Below are 13,952 nucleotides of genomic sequence, written 5' to 3'. Positions count from 1 at the left end.
CACCGGCCCGGCGCGCACCAGCTGTCCCGGATCAACGATCGTAGCGTTTCAGGCTTGGGTCGTTGACGGGCTGCTTGGGCTGCTGAAAGATCTGTTCGGCGATCACCTGGATGGACTGCATGCCCATCAGACGACGAACTTCACCGTTTTCATCCTTGAAGAAAATGGCCGGCGTAGCCTGGGCGCCAAACTCGTTCATGAGCTGGCGATGTGCCTGCAGGCGCTGCTGCAGCGAGGAGGGAACGGGGTTCAGTGGCTCGACACCGCCACCACCGCGCTTGGTGCTCCTTTCGTGGCGGGTCAGTGCGGCCGCGGGGTCGTCCGACGCCAGGATGGCTGCCGACTTGTTGGTGCTGTCGGGGCGGATGACGCCTACCATGATGTGGCGCAGCTGCGCCTGCTTGCCGACGTATGGGCGAGAGGCTTGCCAGAACGCGCTGCAGTAGGGGCAGTTGGGGTCGGTGAACACGTAGACCACGCGTTCAGCCTCGGCCGAGCCTTCCCGAATCCAGTCGGCGCTTTCCAGTCGTTTCCAGGCCGCTTCAAGGTCGGGTTTTGGCGCGTGATCCCGGAGGTGGCGCTGGGTCAGGTTGTTGCCCTGCCCGTCGATCATCTGCCCGATGATCACGCGGTCGCTGTCGCCGGTGGCGTAAATGGCGACCTGCTGGCCATTGGCCTGCCCCACGAAGCCGCGCAGGCCGTCCGGTGCCGGGAACTCGTCATCGATCTGCAGGCCCCGGGACTCAAGCGCCTGCAGCGCCTGTGGCCAGTCATCTTCGGCGGCGGCGCTGACGTTGATCATCAGCAGAGCCGACCCGATGGCCAGCAGCGATAGTCGGGTCCGGAATTTCATCATCCACTCCTTGTTCATGTTCATGTCCAGGATTTGCCTCAGCCGTGCGGCAGCGCAGCAGGTGCAGTCGGGAACTTCATCGCCGGACCGCAGTCGCTTCAGGCGCAGCGCTGTGGTTGGCCGGGAGCGCAAACCATTGCTCTGGTTGACAGCGTACGCGGTCAGGATTAAGACAGAGTTAACGCCCGGTGGCGCGATGTTGATGAGGAAGGTCTCTGCGTGCACGTCCTGCTGATTGAAGATGACCCGCTGGTCGGCGAAGGAATCGTTGCCGGCCTCGGGCTGAAGGGGTTCGCCGTGACCTGGCTGCGCGATGGTCACCAGGGCCGCCACGGGCTGGAGCAGCCCGGCTTTGATGCCGTGATTCTGGATCTGGCGCTGCCCGGATGTTCCGGGCTGGAGCTGCTGCGCTGGTTCCGGGCACGGGGTGGTGACCGCCCGGTCGTCATTCTGACGGCCTTCGATGATGTCCGCGAGCGGATCACCGGTCTTGACTGTGGCGCTGATGATTATGTGACCAAACCGTTCGATCTGGACGAACTGGCGGCTCGCCTGCGGGCCGTCCAGCGCCGCAGCGGCGGCCAGGCCGTCAGCGAAATTCGCCACGGCAGGCTCGCTTTCGATCCGATCGAACAGCAGGCCATGCTCGAGGGCAGCCGCATCGACCTGTCACGTCGCGAAGCGGCGCTGCTTCACCTGCTGTTGGAAAACCGCGGCAAGGTGGTCAGCTTCGAACGCATCAAGGACTGGTTGTATGGCTGGAACGAGGGTGTGGAGAGCAACGCCGTGACGGTACACATCCACAACCTCAGGCGCAAGCTGGGACGCGATTTGATTGAAAACGTCCGCGGTCTGGGCTACCGCATTCCCGGGGCCGCCTCCTGATGTCGCTGCGCAAGCGCCTGGTCATCGGCATCGCCGCGCTGCTGACGGTACTTTGGGTCGCCGCAATGGCCTGGTTTCTGGTGCACGTGCGCGCGGAGCTGCAGCAGGTCCTCGATATCCGCCTGGCATCTTCGGCGCGGATGGTGCAGGGCCTGCTTGCCCGTGGCCAGTTCGAGCTGCGCGAACGCGGCATGTCCTGTCCGGTCATCAACACCGAAACTGGCACCGGGGCGCTTCCCTCGCAGTTGACCTGTCAGCTGTGGAGCCTGGAAGGCGAGGTATTGAGCACGTCCGGAGATGCCCCGCCGCTGATCGACCAGCCACGCGAAGATGGATTCAGTACCCGCCGGGTCGACGGCGAGCGGTGGCGGGTTTTTACCCTCACCGATCGCATCAGCGGCGTGCGCCTGGCAACCGCCGAGCGTCAGGCGTTGCGCTCCGAGCTGGTGCGCGATGCGGCCCTGGCCGTTTCACTGCCTTTCCTGCTGGTGCTGCCGGGCATGGTGGTTCTGGTCTGGGCTGGCGTGGGCCGTGGGCTGGCTCCGCTGGAGCGTTTGCGCGAATCGATCCGGCAGCGCCATGCCGACGCGCTTGAGGCCCTGCCGGAAAGGGGAGCGCCGCCCGAGGTCGAGCCGCTGGTGGCAGCCCTCAATCGCCTGTTCGAGCGACTGCGATCATCGATCGAGCGCGAGCGCCGCTTCAACGCCGACGCCGCGCATGAACTCAGGACCCCGCTGGCCGGGGTCAAGACTCAGCTTCAGGTGGCACAGGCGGCCGAAGGTGAGGCGCGCAGCCGTGCGCTGTCACAGGCCGAGGTGGGTGTCGACCGCATGAGCAGGTTGGTCGAGCAACTGCTGATGCTTGCACGGGTTGATGCAGACACGGTGCCTGCCGAGGGCGACCATCGGGCCGACGCGGTGAAAGTGATCGCGGCTGTCGCGCGCGAACTCTCATTTCTGATGCAGGCCCGAGACGTGCGCTTGACAACATCCGCTGCGGCGGACTCGATAGCGGTCAGCATGCCGGTCGGGCTCTTGCATGTCGCTGTGCGCAATCTCATCGAGAACGCGATTCAGCACAGCCCGAGGGGCGCGCAGGTGCGTTGCGACATTCGCACCGGCGACGACACGGTTGTCATTGATGTCCGCGATCGCGGGCCGGGTATTGCCCCGGAGAATCTGGCGGTGGTGACGCAGCGCTTTCACCGCGCCGGTGAGCCGGGTTCGGGCAGCGGCCTGGGTCTGTCGATCGTGGCCGCCGTCTGCGAGCGTTTCGACTCGCGTCTGGAGCTGGCCAACCGGCCGGCTCCGGGCGGCCTGGCTGCCCGCCTGATCCTTCAGAAACCGGATTGAAACCGCTGCGTCTCGAGTAGAATGCCGCGATGAGCGGCCCCGGGAGCGAGACGAATCACGTTGACGTGTGCATCATCGGCGCCGGTGCAGCCGGCCTGATGTGTGCGCTGGTGGCCGGGCGCCGCGGGCGCTCGGTGCGGGTGGTTGACCACGCCAACAAGGTCGGCAAGAAGATACTGATGTCTGGCGGCGGCCGCTGCAATTTCACCAACATGCATTCCGGGCCCGAGAACTTCCTCTCCGCCAATCCGCACTTCTGCAAGTCTGCGCTCAGCCGTTACACACCGTTTGACTTCATTGCTCTGGTCGACCGCCACGAAATTCCGTATCACGAGAAGAAGCTGGGGCAGCTGTTCTGCGATCGCTCTTCGAAGGATATCGTCCGGCTGCTGCTGGCCGAATGTGAGGCCGCCGGCGTTGAAGTGCGCACCCATTCGCCGGTCCACATCGAGCAGCTGGGGCCGCCACATCGGCTCCGCGGTCCGGCTGGTGCGCTGTACTGCGAATCGCTGGTGATCGCCACCGGCGGTTATTCCATTCCGCGCATGGGAGCGAGTGGCTTCGGATTCGACTTTGCCCGCCAGCTGGGGCTGCCAATCCAGCCGACGCGCGCGGCGCTGGTGCCCTTTGTACTCGAAGGTCGCAAGCTCGGGCAGATTCGCGACCTCGCCGGCGTGTCCATGGACAGCCGCAGCAGGGCCGGTAACGAGGAGTTTCGGGAAAACATCCTGTTCACGCATCAGGGGCTCAGCGGGCCGGCCATGCTGCAGACCTCTTCGTACTGGCGCCCCGGCGAGCCCGTCTTGATCGACTTGCTGCCTGATGTTGATCTGGCAGGGCGTTTACGCGAACTGCGGCGCAGTCGCCCCAGGCTGACGCTCAAGAATGCGCTGGCCGAGCTGCTGCCGCGCCGCGTCGCCGAGCGCTGGTGCCAGCTGTGGCTGGCCGACAAGCCCATGGCCGAGGTGTCCGACGTGGATATCGACGATGCCGTCATGCGGCTCAAGCCGTGGCGGGTATGGCCCGCAGGAACCGAGGGTTACGCCACCGCCGAGGTCACTATCGGCGGTGTCGATACCAGCGTATTGTCGTCAAAGACCCTGGGTTGCCGTGACCATCCCGGAGTGTATTTCATCGGCGAGGTCGTCGATGTCACCGGGCATCTCGGCGGCCACAACTTTCAGTGGGCCTGGGCATCGGGGCATGCTGCCGGCCTGGCGGTTTGAGCGGGTCGCCCGGCCTCAGCTACCGGATTCGCCGTCGCCCTCGGCCAGCGCAGTCGCCCCCGACACGCGCGCCTTGATGCTCTCGGTCACGTGCGGTTCGATCGCGGCGCGCATGGAGGTGATCAGCTTGAACGGGGCCGCCAGGATATGGCCGGACTGCAGCCAGCGATCGCCGCCGGTGACATCCATGACCACGCCTCCGGCTTCCTGTACCAGCAGGGCGCCGGCGGCAATATCCCAGGGCTTGAGGTTCAGTTCCCAGTAGCCATCGAGGCGACCACAGGCGACATAGGCCAGGTCCAGCGAAGCGGTGCCGGCACGGCGAATGTCTTCGACGCGGTCGAAGACCGAATCGAACATCGCCTGATAGGCCGTCATCAGGCGTCGCTGGCGAAACGGAAAGGCGGTCGCCACGACCGCCGTGGACAACTCCTTGCGGCCCGACACGCGCATGCGCTGACTGTTGAGAAAGGCGCCCTGACCACGGCTGGCGGTGAACATTTCCTCACGCAGGGGATCGTAGATGACGCCGGCTTCGAGACGGCCCCTGATCTGCAAGGCAATGGAAATGGCGAAGTGCGGGATGCCGCGCAGGTAGTTGCTTGTGCCGTCGATGGGGTCGACGATCCATACGTGATCGCCTTTGCCCGTCCGACCACCTTCCTCGCCCAGGATGACGTGATCACGGTGGTGCCGGCCGATATGCTCGCGTATGACCTGCTCGCAAGCCCGGTCGACCTCGCTGACGTAGTCGTGCCGGGCCTTGCGCTCGATCGGAATGCCTTCCAGGCGCGAGCGATAGCGAAGTGCGATATCAGCGGCCTGACGCGCCGCTTCCGTAGCGATGTTGAGATGCGGATTGGACATTGCAAACAGGTTGAAGTGCCGAGACCACAAGCATAAAGGATTGCTGCCGCTTGTGCGGGCCTGGTGATCAGCGGCAAGACTCGAATACAGGCGCAAAGGTAGAATGTCGCGCATGACAAACCCAGCGAGCAATATCCGGGTTGTGCTGGTGGGCACCACGCACCCGGGCAATATCGGTGCTGCGGCACGTGCGATGAAGGTGATGGGGCTCGATCAGCTCTGCCTGGTGTCGCCGTCACGGTTCCCGTCGGCGGAAGCCATTGCCATGGCTTCCAGCGCGGACGATATCCTGGCTCGTGCAGTCGTGGTCGACAGTTTCATGGAAGCCATTGCCGGTTGCCCGCTGGTGCTGGGCACCACCGCCCGCAAGCGTTCGCTGTCGCAGCCGCTGTTCGACCCGCGCACTGCCGCCGAAAAAGCGGTTCAGGAGGCCGGTCGCCACGAGGTGGCGCTGGTCTTCGGGCGCGAGAAGAGCGGGCTCGACAACGAAGAGATCAGGCGCTGCCACTGGTTGGTCAATATTCCGACCAGCGAGAGCTATTCCTCCATCAACCTCGCTCAGGCGGTCCAGATTCTGGTCTATGAAGTCCATCTGGCGATGATCGGCGGCGGGCCGGGGGAAACGCCACCACCGGACTGGTCCCCGGTCGAGCCCGGGCGTCTGGAGTTCTTCTTCCAGCGGCTGGAAGAGTCGCTGCTGGCGATACGCTTCCTCAACCCCGACCAGCCCAAGCGCCTGATGCAGCGCTTGCGCCGACTCTACCTGCGTGCACGACCCGACGACAACGAACTCAACATCCTCAACGGTATTCTCTCCCAAATCTTGAGTCTTGCGCGTGAACGAACGGACAAACAGGACCCCTGAGCCGGCCGGCGACGAGGACCGCTATCAGCGCATCCGCGACGCGGTTGCCGGCATCCCGCCGGGCTGCGTGCTCAACTATGGCGAGGTGGCCCGCCGCGCCGGCCTGCCGGGCCGCGCGCGCCTGGTTGGTCAGGCGCTCGGTCGTGCGCCGAAAAGGATGGCGCTGCCCTGGCATCGCGTTGTCAACGCCCAGGGAAAAATCAGCTTCCCCGAAGGCAGCGACAAGGCTGCCGAACAGCGCCGGCGCCTCGAGGAGGAGGGCGTCGAGTTCGAAGATGACGCCATCGACCTCGAGCGTTTCAGCCCGGAACGCGCGCTCGATCGCATGCTCTGGGGGCCGGGGGCGGAGTGACTGGATCGCGGTCGGGGGATCACCCCGCCCCGGTTTCCAATGCCGCTTCCGTCAGTATCCGAAAGTGCCGTGGTGGTCCGAGGCTCGACTGGCCATCGGCGCAGCAGGGCGCCCGGTTCTTCCCGCATCCACGCCACTGCCGATGATCCGGCATTGCGCATCTGACCATATCCCCGTTTTCGATGCCGGTTTGGCCGTCCACAGGGCCGTTCGGACCTCGCTGCCACGCCGTTGAAACTGCTTGACAGCCGGTATTGCGCCGGATAAGGTGACGGCAAGTGGGAAATTGTGGGATTTAGTGGTTTTTTAGTGGAAGCGAGAGCCGAGCCGTGTTTTTTGGTGAAACCGCCATCAATCTGGACTCCAAAGGCCGCCTGGCGGTGCCAACACGGTACCGCGAGGAGCTCGAGGAAGAGTGCGGGAATCGCCTGGTGCTCACTTATTCGGCTTTCGACGCCGGTTGCCTCTGGCTTTATCCCTACCCGGAGTGGGAGCGGATCCGCGACGAGGTGATGGGTCTTTCCACTTTCAACGCCAGCCACCGCAGTCTGCAGCGTCGGCTGGTGGGCTCGGCCACCCAGTTCGAGCTGGACTCCAATTCCCGAATTCTGTTGCCGCTCACGCTCCGGCAGGTGGCCGGCCTTGAAAAGCGGGCGGTGTTCATGGGCATGGGGCAGCGCTTCGAGATCTGGAACGAAGACATTCTCAATGAGCGCCGGGCCGTCGAAGAACGCGAGATTCAGGATCAGGCGTCGCCGGAAATGGCGCAGCTGGTTCTCTGAAGCCGATGGCAATCAGACATCAACATATACCGGTGCTGCAAGGGCCGGCTCTCGATGCATTGCAGGTGCGTTCCGATGGCATCTATGTCGACGCCACATACGGCCGCGGCGGCCACAGCGCGGCGCTGTTGGAGCTGCTCGGCGAGGAAGGGCGACTGGTGCTGACTGACCGCGACCCACAGGCGATAGCCGACGCGCGCGAGAAATACGCCGACGATACTCGAGTGACGATCCGCCGCGCAAACTTCGCCGAGATCGGAGCTGTCATCGACGCGCTTGACCTGGGCGGGCGGGTCGATGGCCTGCTGCTCGATGTCGGTGTTTCCTCCCCGCAGCTCGATGATCCCGCACGAGGCTTCAGCTTTCAACACGATGGCCCGCTGGACATGCGCATGGACCCCGACAGCGGTGAGCCGGTGGCCGCGTGGCTGGCGCGGGCCGGCGAGACGGAAATCGCCCGGGTCATCAAGGAGTACGGCGAAGAGCGCTTTGCCCGCCGTATTGCCCGCGCGATTGTCAGACGGCGCGAGCACGAGGCCATCGAGCGGACCGCACAGCTGGCGGCAATCGTCAGCGAGGCCGTGCCCGGGCCGCCTTCGCCCCGGCACCCTGCCACGCGCACCTTTCAGGCGCTGCGGATCTTCATCAACGACGAGCTCGGCGCGCTCGAACAGGCGCTCGACGACGCCATTGCGGCGCTCGCGCCCGGCGGGCGCCTGGTGGTCATCAGCTTCCACTCGCTGGAGGATCGGCTGGTCAAGCGCCGCTTTGCCAGGGCCGCCAAGCCGCCGCCGGCCAGTCGTCGTCTGCCGGTGGCGCCGGCGTTTGTCCCCCAGCTGAGGCTGGTCGGCTCGATGGTTCAGGCCGACGAGAGCGAAGCCGAACGCAACCCACGCGCTCGCAGTTCGCGTATGCGTGTGGCCGAAAAGACCGCCGGGGAGGCAACATGATTCGCTGGCTGCTGGTGCTGGTGTTGACTGCAGCCGTACTGGGCAGTGCGATCGGCGTGGTCGTGCTGCGCCACGAGTCGCGTCAGCTGTTTGTTGCCCTGCAGAACGCCGAAACCGCACGCGATGCGGCACGTGTTGAATGGAGCCGGCTGCAGCTCGAGCAGGCCTGGCTGGGTGATGCCGGAAGAGTCGAAAGTCAGGCACGTGAGCAGCTCGACATGGCCACCCCTGAAAACGTCCGCATTCTGGTGACCTCGCCATGAGCGACAAGTCAGCCAGCTCCAGCACGACAAGAGTGTGGATCACGGCCGGGCTGATGCTGCTTGCGGCGGTGACGGTGGTGGCACGCGCAGTCAATCTGCAGGTGATGGAAACCGAGTTTCTGCAGAGCCAGGGGGAAGCCCGCTATCTGCGCGAGGTATCCATTCCAACGGTTCGCGGCAGTATTCTGGATCGCAACGGCGAGCCGCTGGCCGTATCGACGCCGGTCGAGTCGGTCTGGGCACACCCGGGCGAGCTGCTCCAGGCAGCCGATCAGATTCCACGTCTGGCCAGCCTGCTCGACGCCAACGCCGAGAACATGGAGCGACGCCTGACCCAGCGCGCCGGCCGCGAGTTCGTCTGGCTGCGCCGTCAGATCAATCCGGATCTGGCTGAAAAGATCCGTGAGCTGGCCATTCCCGGCGTGTTCCTGCAGCGCGAGTATCGGCGCTTCTATCCCACCGGTGAAGTCAGCGCCCAGGTGCTGGGCTTTACCAACATCGATGATATCGGCCAGGAGGGGCTGGAGCTGGGCTACAACGACTGGCTTCAGGGGCAGCCCGGGGCCAAGCGCGTGATCAAGGACCGCTTCGGTCGCACCGTGCAGAACGTCGATCTGATTCGCGAGGCCAGTCCCGGGCGGGATCTGAAGCTGACCATCGACCGGCGTCTGCAGTATCTCGCCTTCCGGGATCTCAAGTCCCAGGTCATGGAGTTCGAGGCGCGTTCCGGCTCGGTCGTGGTGCTGGATGTCGACAGCGGCGAGATTCTCGCCATGGTCAACTACCCCTCCTACAACCCCAATGCAAGCGCTCGCCATCCGTCCGAAGGCCTGCGCAATCGCGCGCTGACCGACGTGCTCGAGCCGGGCTCGGTGATGAAACCCTTCGCCGTGGCTGCAGCACTTGAAGCCGGGGTCGCCAGCCCCGGGATGGTCGTCGATACCTCGCCGGGCGTGATCACCGTGTCGGGCCACGACATTCGCGACGTGCGCGACTATGGTGATCTGACGGTCGAGCGGATCCTGACCAAGTCCTCCAACGTCGGCGTGGTGCAGCTGGTGCTGTCGATGGACGCCCGTCACCTTTGGAGCATGTACTCACGCTTCGGGTTCGGCGCCGTGGCCGGTACCGGTTTTCCCGGCGAGTCGGCCGGAGTGCTGCGTGACTATGAGCGCTGGCGCAAGCTCGAACAGGCCACGCTGGCCTACGGCTACGGCCTTTCGGTCACGCCCCTGCAGCTGGCCCGGGCCATGGCCGCGATTGCCGACGAGGGGCGACTTCGCCAGCCGACTTTCATCGCCGACGCCAACAATCCGCCGCACTCGGTGCTCGACCCCAACCTGGCTCGCGAGCTGACGCACATGCTCGAAACCGTGACCGGTCCCGAGGGCACCGGCCGGGCCGGCCGTGTTGAAGGTTATCGGGTGGCCGGAAAGACCGGCACATCGCGCAAGGCGGCAGCCGGTGGCTATGGTGATCGCTACGTAGCCAGCTTTGCCGGGTTTGCGCCAGTATCCGATCCGAAACTGGCGGCAGTTGTCGTCATCAACGATCCCTCCGGCGATCATTATTATGGTGGTCAGGTTGCCGCGCCACTGTTTGCCGATGTGATGGCTGCGGGTCTGCGCCTGTTCAACGTGCCGCCCGATGATCCCGGTCTGCTGATGGCCCGGGTGGAGGAAGCGCATGATTGAGCTCTCGCTCCACCGGCTCCTGGACGGCCTGGCCGAGTCACTGCCGCGCGGGAATCCTGCGGTCAACGGTCTGTGCCTGGATTCCCGGGTACTCGAACCCGGCGACGTGTTCGTTGCCCTCGGGGGCGCGTCCGGCCACGGCCTGCGGTTTTTGCAGCAGGCCCGCGAGCGCGGGGCCGTCGCCGTCGTGCATGATGGCCGCATGGCGGTACCGCCAGGCGTGGAGTTGCCGGTTGCGCAGCTGCCCGAGCTGCCCGCGCATCTGCCCGAGCTGGCGCGCCGCTGCTGGGGTGAGCGTATCGAGGGGCTCGATCTGGTCGCGGTGACCGGCACCAACGGCAAGAGCTCGGTCGCCTGGCTGCTGGCCCAGGCGCTGGACGGCGCCATGATCGGCACGCTGGGCTGGGGCCGGCCCGGGCAGCTGCGAGCCGCCAGCCTGACCACGCCGGATATTTTCAGCGTTTACCGCCAGCTGGCCGCGCTGGCGGCGCGGGGCATCCGAAGCGTGGTGCTGGAGGCGTCCTCTCATGCGCTCGATCAGGGCCGGCTCGAAGGCCTGAAGTTCACCACCACGATTCTTACCTGCCTGGGCCATGACCACCTGGACTACCACGCCGACCTGGCGGCTTATGCGGCGGCCAAGACGCGATTGTTTACTGCCTATCGCAGCGAACGCCAGTTGATCAACCTGGACGACGATTTCGGGCGCTCACTGGCTGATCGGCTGGCCGCAGATGGTCGGGTGATCGGCTATTCGCTGTCGAATGGTGCCGCCGGCTGCGCGCGGGCGAAGTTGCTGCGCGCCGATGCCAGCGGCCTGGAAGCCGATTTCCAGCTGGAGAGTACCCGCCTTGTCGCCCGCTCACGGCTTGTCGGTCGCCTCAATCTGTGGAATCTCCTGATCGTGGCCGCCGAGCTGGCCGCGCGCGGACACGGTGCTGCAGCGATCAGCGAAAAGCTGGCGGCGCTCAAGCCGGTGCCCGGGCGCATGGAGCCGATCGGACGATCGGGCCACCCGCTGGCGCTGATTGACTATGCGCACACGCCCGATGCTCTGGACAACGCGCTTGTGAGCGCGCGCGAGCTGGCCAAGGGCAGCTTGTGGTGCGTTTTTGGCTGCGGTGGCGATCGAGATCGCGCCAAGCGACCGAAGATGGGGCGTCTTGCCGAGCGCCTGGCCGATCACATCGTGCTGACCGACGACAATCCGCGCAACGAGGATGGTCTGGCCATCATTCGCGATATTCAGGCCGGCATGGCGCGACCGCAGCACTCGACCGTGATTCGCGATCGCGCCGGTGCCATTGCCCACGCGCTTGGCCAGGGGCAGGCCGGCGACGTCGTGCTGGTGGCGGGCAAGGGCCACGAAACCGAGCAGGTCATCGGCGATGAACGCCTGCCCTGCGATGACCACGACAGCGTCCGCCAGGCGCTGGGGGTGGCGGCATGATGCGCTTCACTCTCGAGGAGATGGCGGCCATTGCCCACGGCCGGGTCCTTGGCGACAACGTCGAAGTCCAGGGCATGATCCACGACACCCGGCAGCTCGAGGCCGGCCAGATGTTCTGTGCGCTGCAAGGCGAACGTCATGACGGGCATGCCTTTCTGGATCAGGCTCGACAGGCGGGTGCGGCGGCTGCGCTGGTCAGTCGCGACATCGGCGCCAGCCTGCCGCAGCTGCTGGTCGAACACGTGCCTCGGGCCATGGCGCGGCTTGCCCGGGCCTGGCGTGAAAGGCTGGATGTCGGCGTGATCGGCATTACCGGCAGCAACGGCAAGACCACGGTCAAGGAAATGCTGGCTGCCATGCTTGGTCGCCAGGGCCCGGTACTGGCCACGCGCGGCAACTACAACAACGAACTGGGCGTGCCGCTGACGCTGGCGCGCCTCGACGCATCGCACCATCACGCGGTGATCGAAATGGGTGCCAATCAGCCGGGCGACATTGCCATCCTGGCTGAAATGGCCCGGCCCGACGTCGCCGTGGTCACCAATGCCGGGCCGGCGCATCTCGAGGGGCTGGGCAGTATCGAAGGGGTGGCCCGGACCAAGGGTGAACTGTTTTCTGCCCTGCCTGCCGACGGCATCGCAGTGATCAATGCCGACGATGCATTCGCTCCGCTGTGGCGCGAGCTGGTCGGCGATCGGCGCATCATCAGTTTCGGCATGAGCGGCGCAGCCAATGTCTCCGGCGTGCTCGCGCACGGTACCGGCCTGGTCAATACACCGGCCGGCGACTTTCGTTTCGAGCCGAGGCTGCCGGGCCGGCACAATTTCTGCAACGCGCTCGCCGCGACCGCGGTGGCCGTCGCGCGAGGCGTGGCGCTCGCCGCCATCGCCGAGTCGCTGTCGACCATCGAGCCGGTACCCGGGCGCTTGCAGCTTCTCCGCCACCGGCAGGGCTGGCAGCTTCTTGATGACAGCTACAACGCCAACCCGGGCTCACTCCTTGCCGGCCTGCAGGTGCTGGCTGAAATGGAGGCAGAGGAACGCTGGCTGGTGCTGGGTGACATGGGCGAGCTGGGCCCCGATGGTGAGCGCCTGCATGCCGATATCGCCCGTACGGCGCATGATCTGGGCATCAGCCGCCTGTTCACCATCGGTGAGCTGGCCGCGATCAGCTCTTCCGAATTCGAGGGTCGGGCGCAGCACTTCGAGGGTCACGAGGCATTGTTCGAATCGCTGGCCGCGCAGCTCCGGCCCGGCGTGGTCTGCCTGATCAAGGGGTCGCGCTCGATGAGCATGGAGCGCATTGTTGAGCTGTTGCTGGAGGGGGAGATTGCATGCTGACCTGGCTGCTCGATTACGTTTTGATGGCCGACGTTGCGCTGTTTGGCTACATCACTTTCAGAACCATCATGGCCGCGCTCACGGCGATGGTTGTGTCGCTGGTCGTGGGCCCCTTGTTCATTCGCCACATGACCGAGCGCCAGATTGGTCAGCCCATTCGCGAGCTCGGGCCCGAGTCGCATCTGACCAAGGCGGGTACACCGACGATGGGCGGCACGCTGGTGCTGGTGGCGTTGCTGCTTTCGACGCTGCTGTGGGCCGACCTGGCCAATCGCTATGTCTGGATGGTGCTGCTGGTGACCGCGGCCTTCGGCGCCATCGGCTTCGTCGATGACTGGCGCAAGCTCAAGTACAAGAGCAGTGACGGTCTGTCGGCGCGCTGGAAGTACAGTCTGCAGTCGCTGACGGCCCTGCTGGTGGCGATGTTTCTCTATCTCAGCGCCGATGTGCCGGCCAATACGCAGCTGTTCGTGCCCTTCTTCAAGGATGTTGCCGTGCCGCTGGGGTTGGGCTTTATCGCCCTGAGCTATTTCGTGATCGTCGGCTCGTCGAATGCCGTCAACCTCACCGACGGTCTCGACGGCCTGGCCATCATGCCGGCGGTGTTCGTGGCGGTGGGGCTGGGGATATTTGCCTACGCCACCGGGCACACCGTTTTTGCCGATTATCTGGCCCTGCCCTATATTCCCGGCGTCGGCGAGCTGGCGATCTTCTGCGCGGCGCTGGCCGGTGGCGGGCTCGGGTTTCTGTGGTTCAACACGTATCCGGCTCAGGTATTCATGGGCGATGTCGGTGCCCTGGCCGTGGGTGCTGCGCTGGGTGTCGTTGCCGTGGCCGTGCGCCAGGAGATCGTGTTTTTCGTCATGGCCGGTATTTTCGTCATCGAGACCTTGTCGGTCATTCTGCAGGTCGCTTCCTTCAAGCTGACCGGGCGCCGGCTCTTCCGCATGGCCCCGATTCATCATCACTTCGAGCTCAAGGGCTGGCCCGAGCCGAAAGTGATCGTGCGTTTCTGGATCATCTCCGTCATGCTCGTTCTGGCGGGCCTGGCCACGATGAAGATCAGGTGATTG

The 13,952-nt window shown here is 65.2% G+C and carries 14 protein-coding genes; 12 read left to right on the top strand and 2 right to left on the bottom strand.

Features of this window, described 5'->3' with window-relative positions; genetic code table 11:
- Positions 1–31: 31 nt before the first annotated feature.
- On the bottom strand, positions 32–877 hold the full coding sequence (gene dsbG, locus ACEWQZ_RS01470) for a thiol:disulfide interchange protein DsbG (RefSeq protein ID WP_476481296.1): 846 nt from the start codon (positions 875–877) through the stop codon (positions 32–34).
- A 195-nt stretch (positions 878–1,072) separates the two neighbouring features.
- On the opposite strand from dsbG, the gene ACEWQZ_RS01465 reads away from it, so the two are divergent.
- The 3 genes from ACEWQZ_RS01465 to ACEWQZ_RS01455 are packed head-to-tail and all read left to right on the top strand — an operon-like array spanning position 1,073 to position 4,316.
- Positions 1,073–1,738: a response regulator gene (locus ACEWQZ_RS01465; protein WP_476481295.1), complete on the top strand. Its 666-nt coding sequence runs from the start codon at positions 1,073–1,075 to the stop codon at positions 1,736–1,738.
- Positions 1,738–3,090 carry an ATP-binding protein gene (locus ACEWQZ_RS01460; RefSeq protein ID WP_476481294.1) on the top strand — a complete coding sequence of 451 codons (1,353 nt, stop codon included), beginning with the start codon at positions 1,738–1,740 and terminating at the stop codon, positions 3,088–3,090. The genes ACEWQZ_RS01465 and ACEWQZ_RS01460 overlap by 1 nt, the downstream gene beginning before the upstream one ends.
- A 29-nt stretch (positions 3,091–3,119) precedes the next feature.
- Positions 3,120–4,316, top strand: a complete 1,197-nt coding sequence (locus tag ACEWQZ_RS01455; protein WP_476481293.1) for a BaiN/RdsA family NAD(P)/FAD-dependent oxidoreductase — start codon at positions 3,120–3,122, stop codon at positions 4,314–4,316.
- 15 nt (positions 4,317–4,331) lie between these two features.
- Here the strand turns inward: ACEWQZ_RS01455 and ACEWQZ_RS01450 are convergent, their stop codons facing one another.
- Positions 4,332–5,183 carry an inositol monophosphatase family protein gene (locus ACEWQZ_RS01450; protein ID WP_476481292.1) on the bottom strand — a complete coding sequence of 284 codons (852 nt, stop codon included), beginning with the start codon at positions 5,181–5,183 and terminating at the stop codon, positions 4,332–4,334.
- Between the two features lie 112 nt (positions 5,184–5,295).
- Between ACEWQZ_RS01450 and ACEWQZ_RS01445 the strand changes: the two genes are divergently transcribed.
- The 9 genes from ACEWQZ_RS01445 to mraY all read left to right on the top strand — a co-directional run bounded on the left by ACEWQZ_RS01445 (position 5,296) and on the right by mraY (position 13,949).
- Entirely contained in the window at positions 5,296–6,048 is a 753-nt protein-coding gene (locus ACEWQZ_RS01445) for an RNA methyltransferase (RefSeq protein WP_476481291.1), read from the top strand.
- Positions 6,020–6,400, top strand: a complete 381-nt coding sequence (locus ACEWQZ_RS01440; RefSeq protein ID WP_476481290.1) for an MGMT family protein — start codon at positions 6,020–6,022, stop codon at positions 6,398–6,400. The genes ACEWQZ_RS01445 and ACEWQZ_RS01440 overlap by 29 nt, the downstream gene beginning before the upstream one ends.
- 329 nt (positions 6,401–6,729) lie before the next feature.
- Positions 6,730–7,182, top strand: a complete 453-nt coding sequence (gene mraZ / locus ACEWQZ_RS01435; protein WP_476481289.1) for a division/cell wall cluster transcriptional repressor MraZ — start codon at positions 6,730–6,732, stop codon at positions 7,180–7,182.
- Between the two features lie 5 nt (positions 7,183–7,187).
- The gene (rsmH, locus tag ACEWQZ_RS01430; RefSeq protein WP_476481288.1) at positions 7,188–8,132 is read left to right on the top strand and encodes a 16S rRNA (cytosine(1402)-N(4))-methyltransferase RsmH; all 945 of its coding nucleotides are present in this window, start codon (positions 7,188–7,190) and stop codon (positions 8,130–8,132) included.
- Entirely contained in the window at positions 8,129–8,395 is a 267-nt protein-coding gene (ftsL, locus tag ACEWQZ_RS01425; protein WP_476481287.1) for a cell division protein FtsL, read from the top strand. The genes rsmH and ftsL overlap by 4 nt, the downstream gene beginning before the upstream one ends.
- The gene (locus ACEWQZ_RS01420; RefSeq protein ID WP_476481286.1) at positions 8,392–10,089 is read left to right on the top strand and encodes a peptidoglycan D,D-transpeptidase FtsI family protein; all 1,698 of its coding nucleotides are present in this window, start codon (positions 8,392–8,394) and stop codon (positions 10,087–10,089) included. Before ftsL ends, ACEWQZ_RS01420 begins: the two co-directional genes overlap by 4 nt.
- Positions 10,082–11,539 (top strand): UDP-N-acetylmuramoyl-L-alanyl-D-glutamate--2,6-diaminopimelate ligase, encoded by a 1,458-nt coding sequence (locus ACEWQZ_RS01415; RefSeq protein ID WP_476481285.1) that lies wholly within the window; start codon positions 10,082–10,084, stop codon positions 11,537–11,539. Before ACEWQZ_RS01420 ends, ACEWQZ_RS01415 begins: the two co-directional genes overlap by 8 nt.
- A complete protein-coding gene (locus tag ACEWQZ_RS01410; RefSeq protein ID WP_476481284.1) occupies positions 11,536–12,879 on the top strand; it encodes a UDP-N-acetylmuramoyl-tripeptide--D-alanyl-D-alanine ligase in 1,344 nt (447 codons plus the stop codon). The genes ACEWQZ_RS01415 and ACEWQZ_RS01410 overlap by 4 nt, the downstream gene beginning before the upstream one ends.
- The gene (mraY, locus tag ACEWQZ_RS01405; protein WP_476481283.1) at positions 12,873–13,949 is read left to right on the top strand and encodes a phospho-N-acetylmuramoyl-pentapeptide-transferase; all 1,077 of its coding nucleotides are present in this window, start codon (positions 12,873–12,875) and stop codon (positions 13,947–13,949) included. Before ACEWQZ_RS01410 ends, mraY begins: the two co-directional genes overlap by 7 nt.
- Positions 13,950–13,952 lie beyond the last annotated feature (3 nt).

Source organism: Wenzhouxiangella sp. YN1 (assembly GCF_056324145.1).
Note: the sequence above shows the minus strand (reverse complement) of the source record. Positions and strands in the feature narration are given on the sequence as shown.

Bases quoted from the DNA above. Each gene is read 5' to 3' on its own strand.
- ftsL (WP_476481287.1), top strand. From the start codon at position 8,129: ATGATTCGCTGGCTGCTGGTGCTGGTGTTGACTGCAGCCGTACTGGGC.
- dsbG (WP_476481296.1), bottom strand. From the start codon at position 877: ATGAACATGAACAAGGAGTGGATGATGAAATTCCGGACCCGACTATCG.
- ACEWQZ_RS01445 (WP_476481291.1), top strand. From the start codon at position 5,296: ATGACAAACCCAGCGAGCAATATCCGGGTTGTGCTGGTGGGCACCACG.
- ACEWQZ_RS01450 (WP_476481292.1), bottom strand. From the start codon at position 5,183: ATGTCCAATCCGCATCTCAACATCGCTACGGAAGCGGCGCGTCAGGCC.
- ACEWQZ_RS01410 (WP_476481284.1), top strand. From the start codon at position 11,536: ATGATGCGCTTCACTCTCGAGGAGATGGCGGCCATTGCCCACGGCCGG.
- ACEWQZ_RS01455 (WP_476481293.1), top strand. From the start codon at position 3,120: ATGAGCGGCCCCGGGAGCGAGACGAATCACGTTGACGTGTGCATCATC.
- rsmH (WP_476481288.1), top strand. From the start codon at position 7,188: ATGGCAATCAGACATCAACATATACCGGTGCTGCAAGGGCCGGCTCTC.
- mraY (WP_476481283.1), top strand. From the start codon at position 12,873: ATGCTGACCTGGCTGCTCGATTACGTTTTGATGGCCGACGTTGCGCTG.
- ACEWQZ_RS01420 (WP_476481286.1), top strand. From the start codon at position 8,392: ATGAGCGACAAGTCAGCCAGCTCCAGCACGACAAGAGTGTGGATCACG.
- ACEWQZ_RS01460 (WP_476481294.1), top strand. From the start codon at position 1,738: ATGTCGCTGCGCAAGCGCCTGGTCATCGGCATCGCCGCGCTGCTGACG.
- ACEWQZ_RS01415 (WP_476481285.1), top strand. From the start codon at position 10,082: ATGATTGAGCTCTCGCTCCACCGGCTCCTGGACGGCCTGGCCGAGTCA.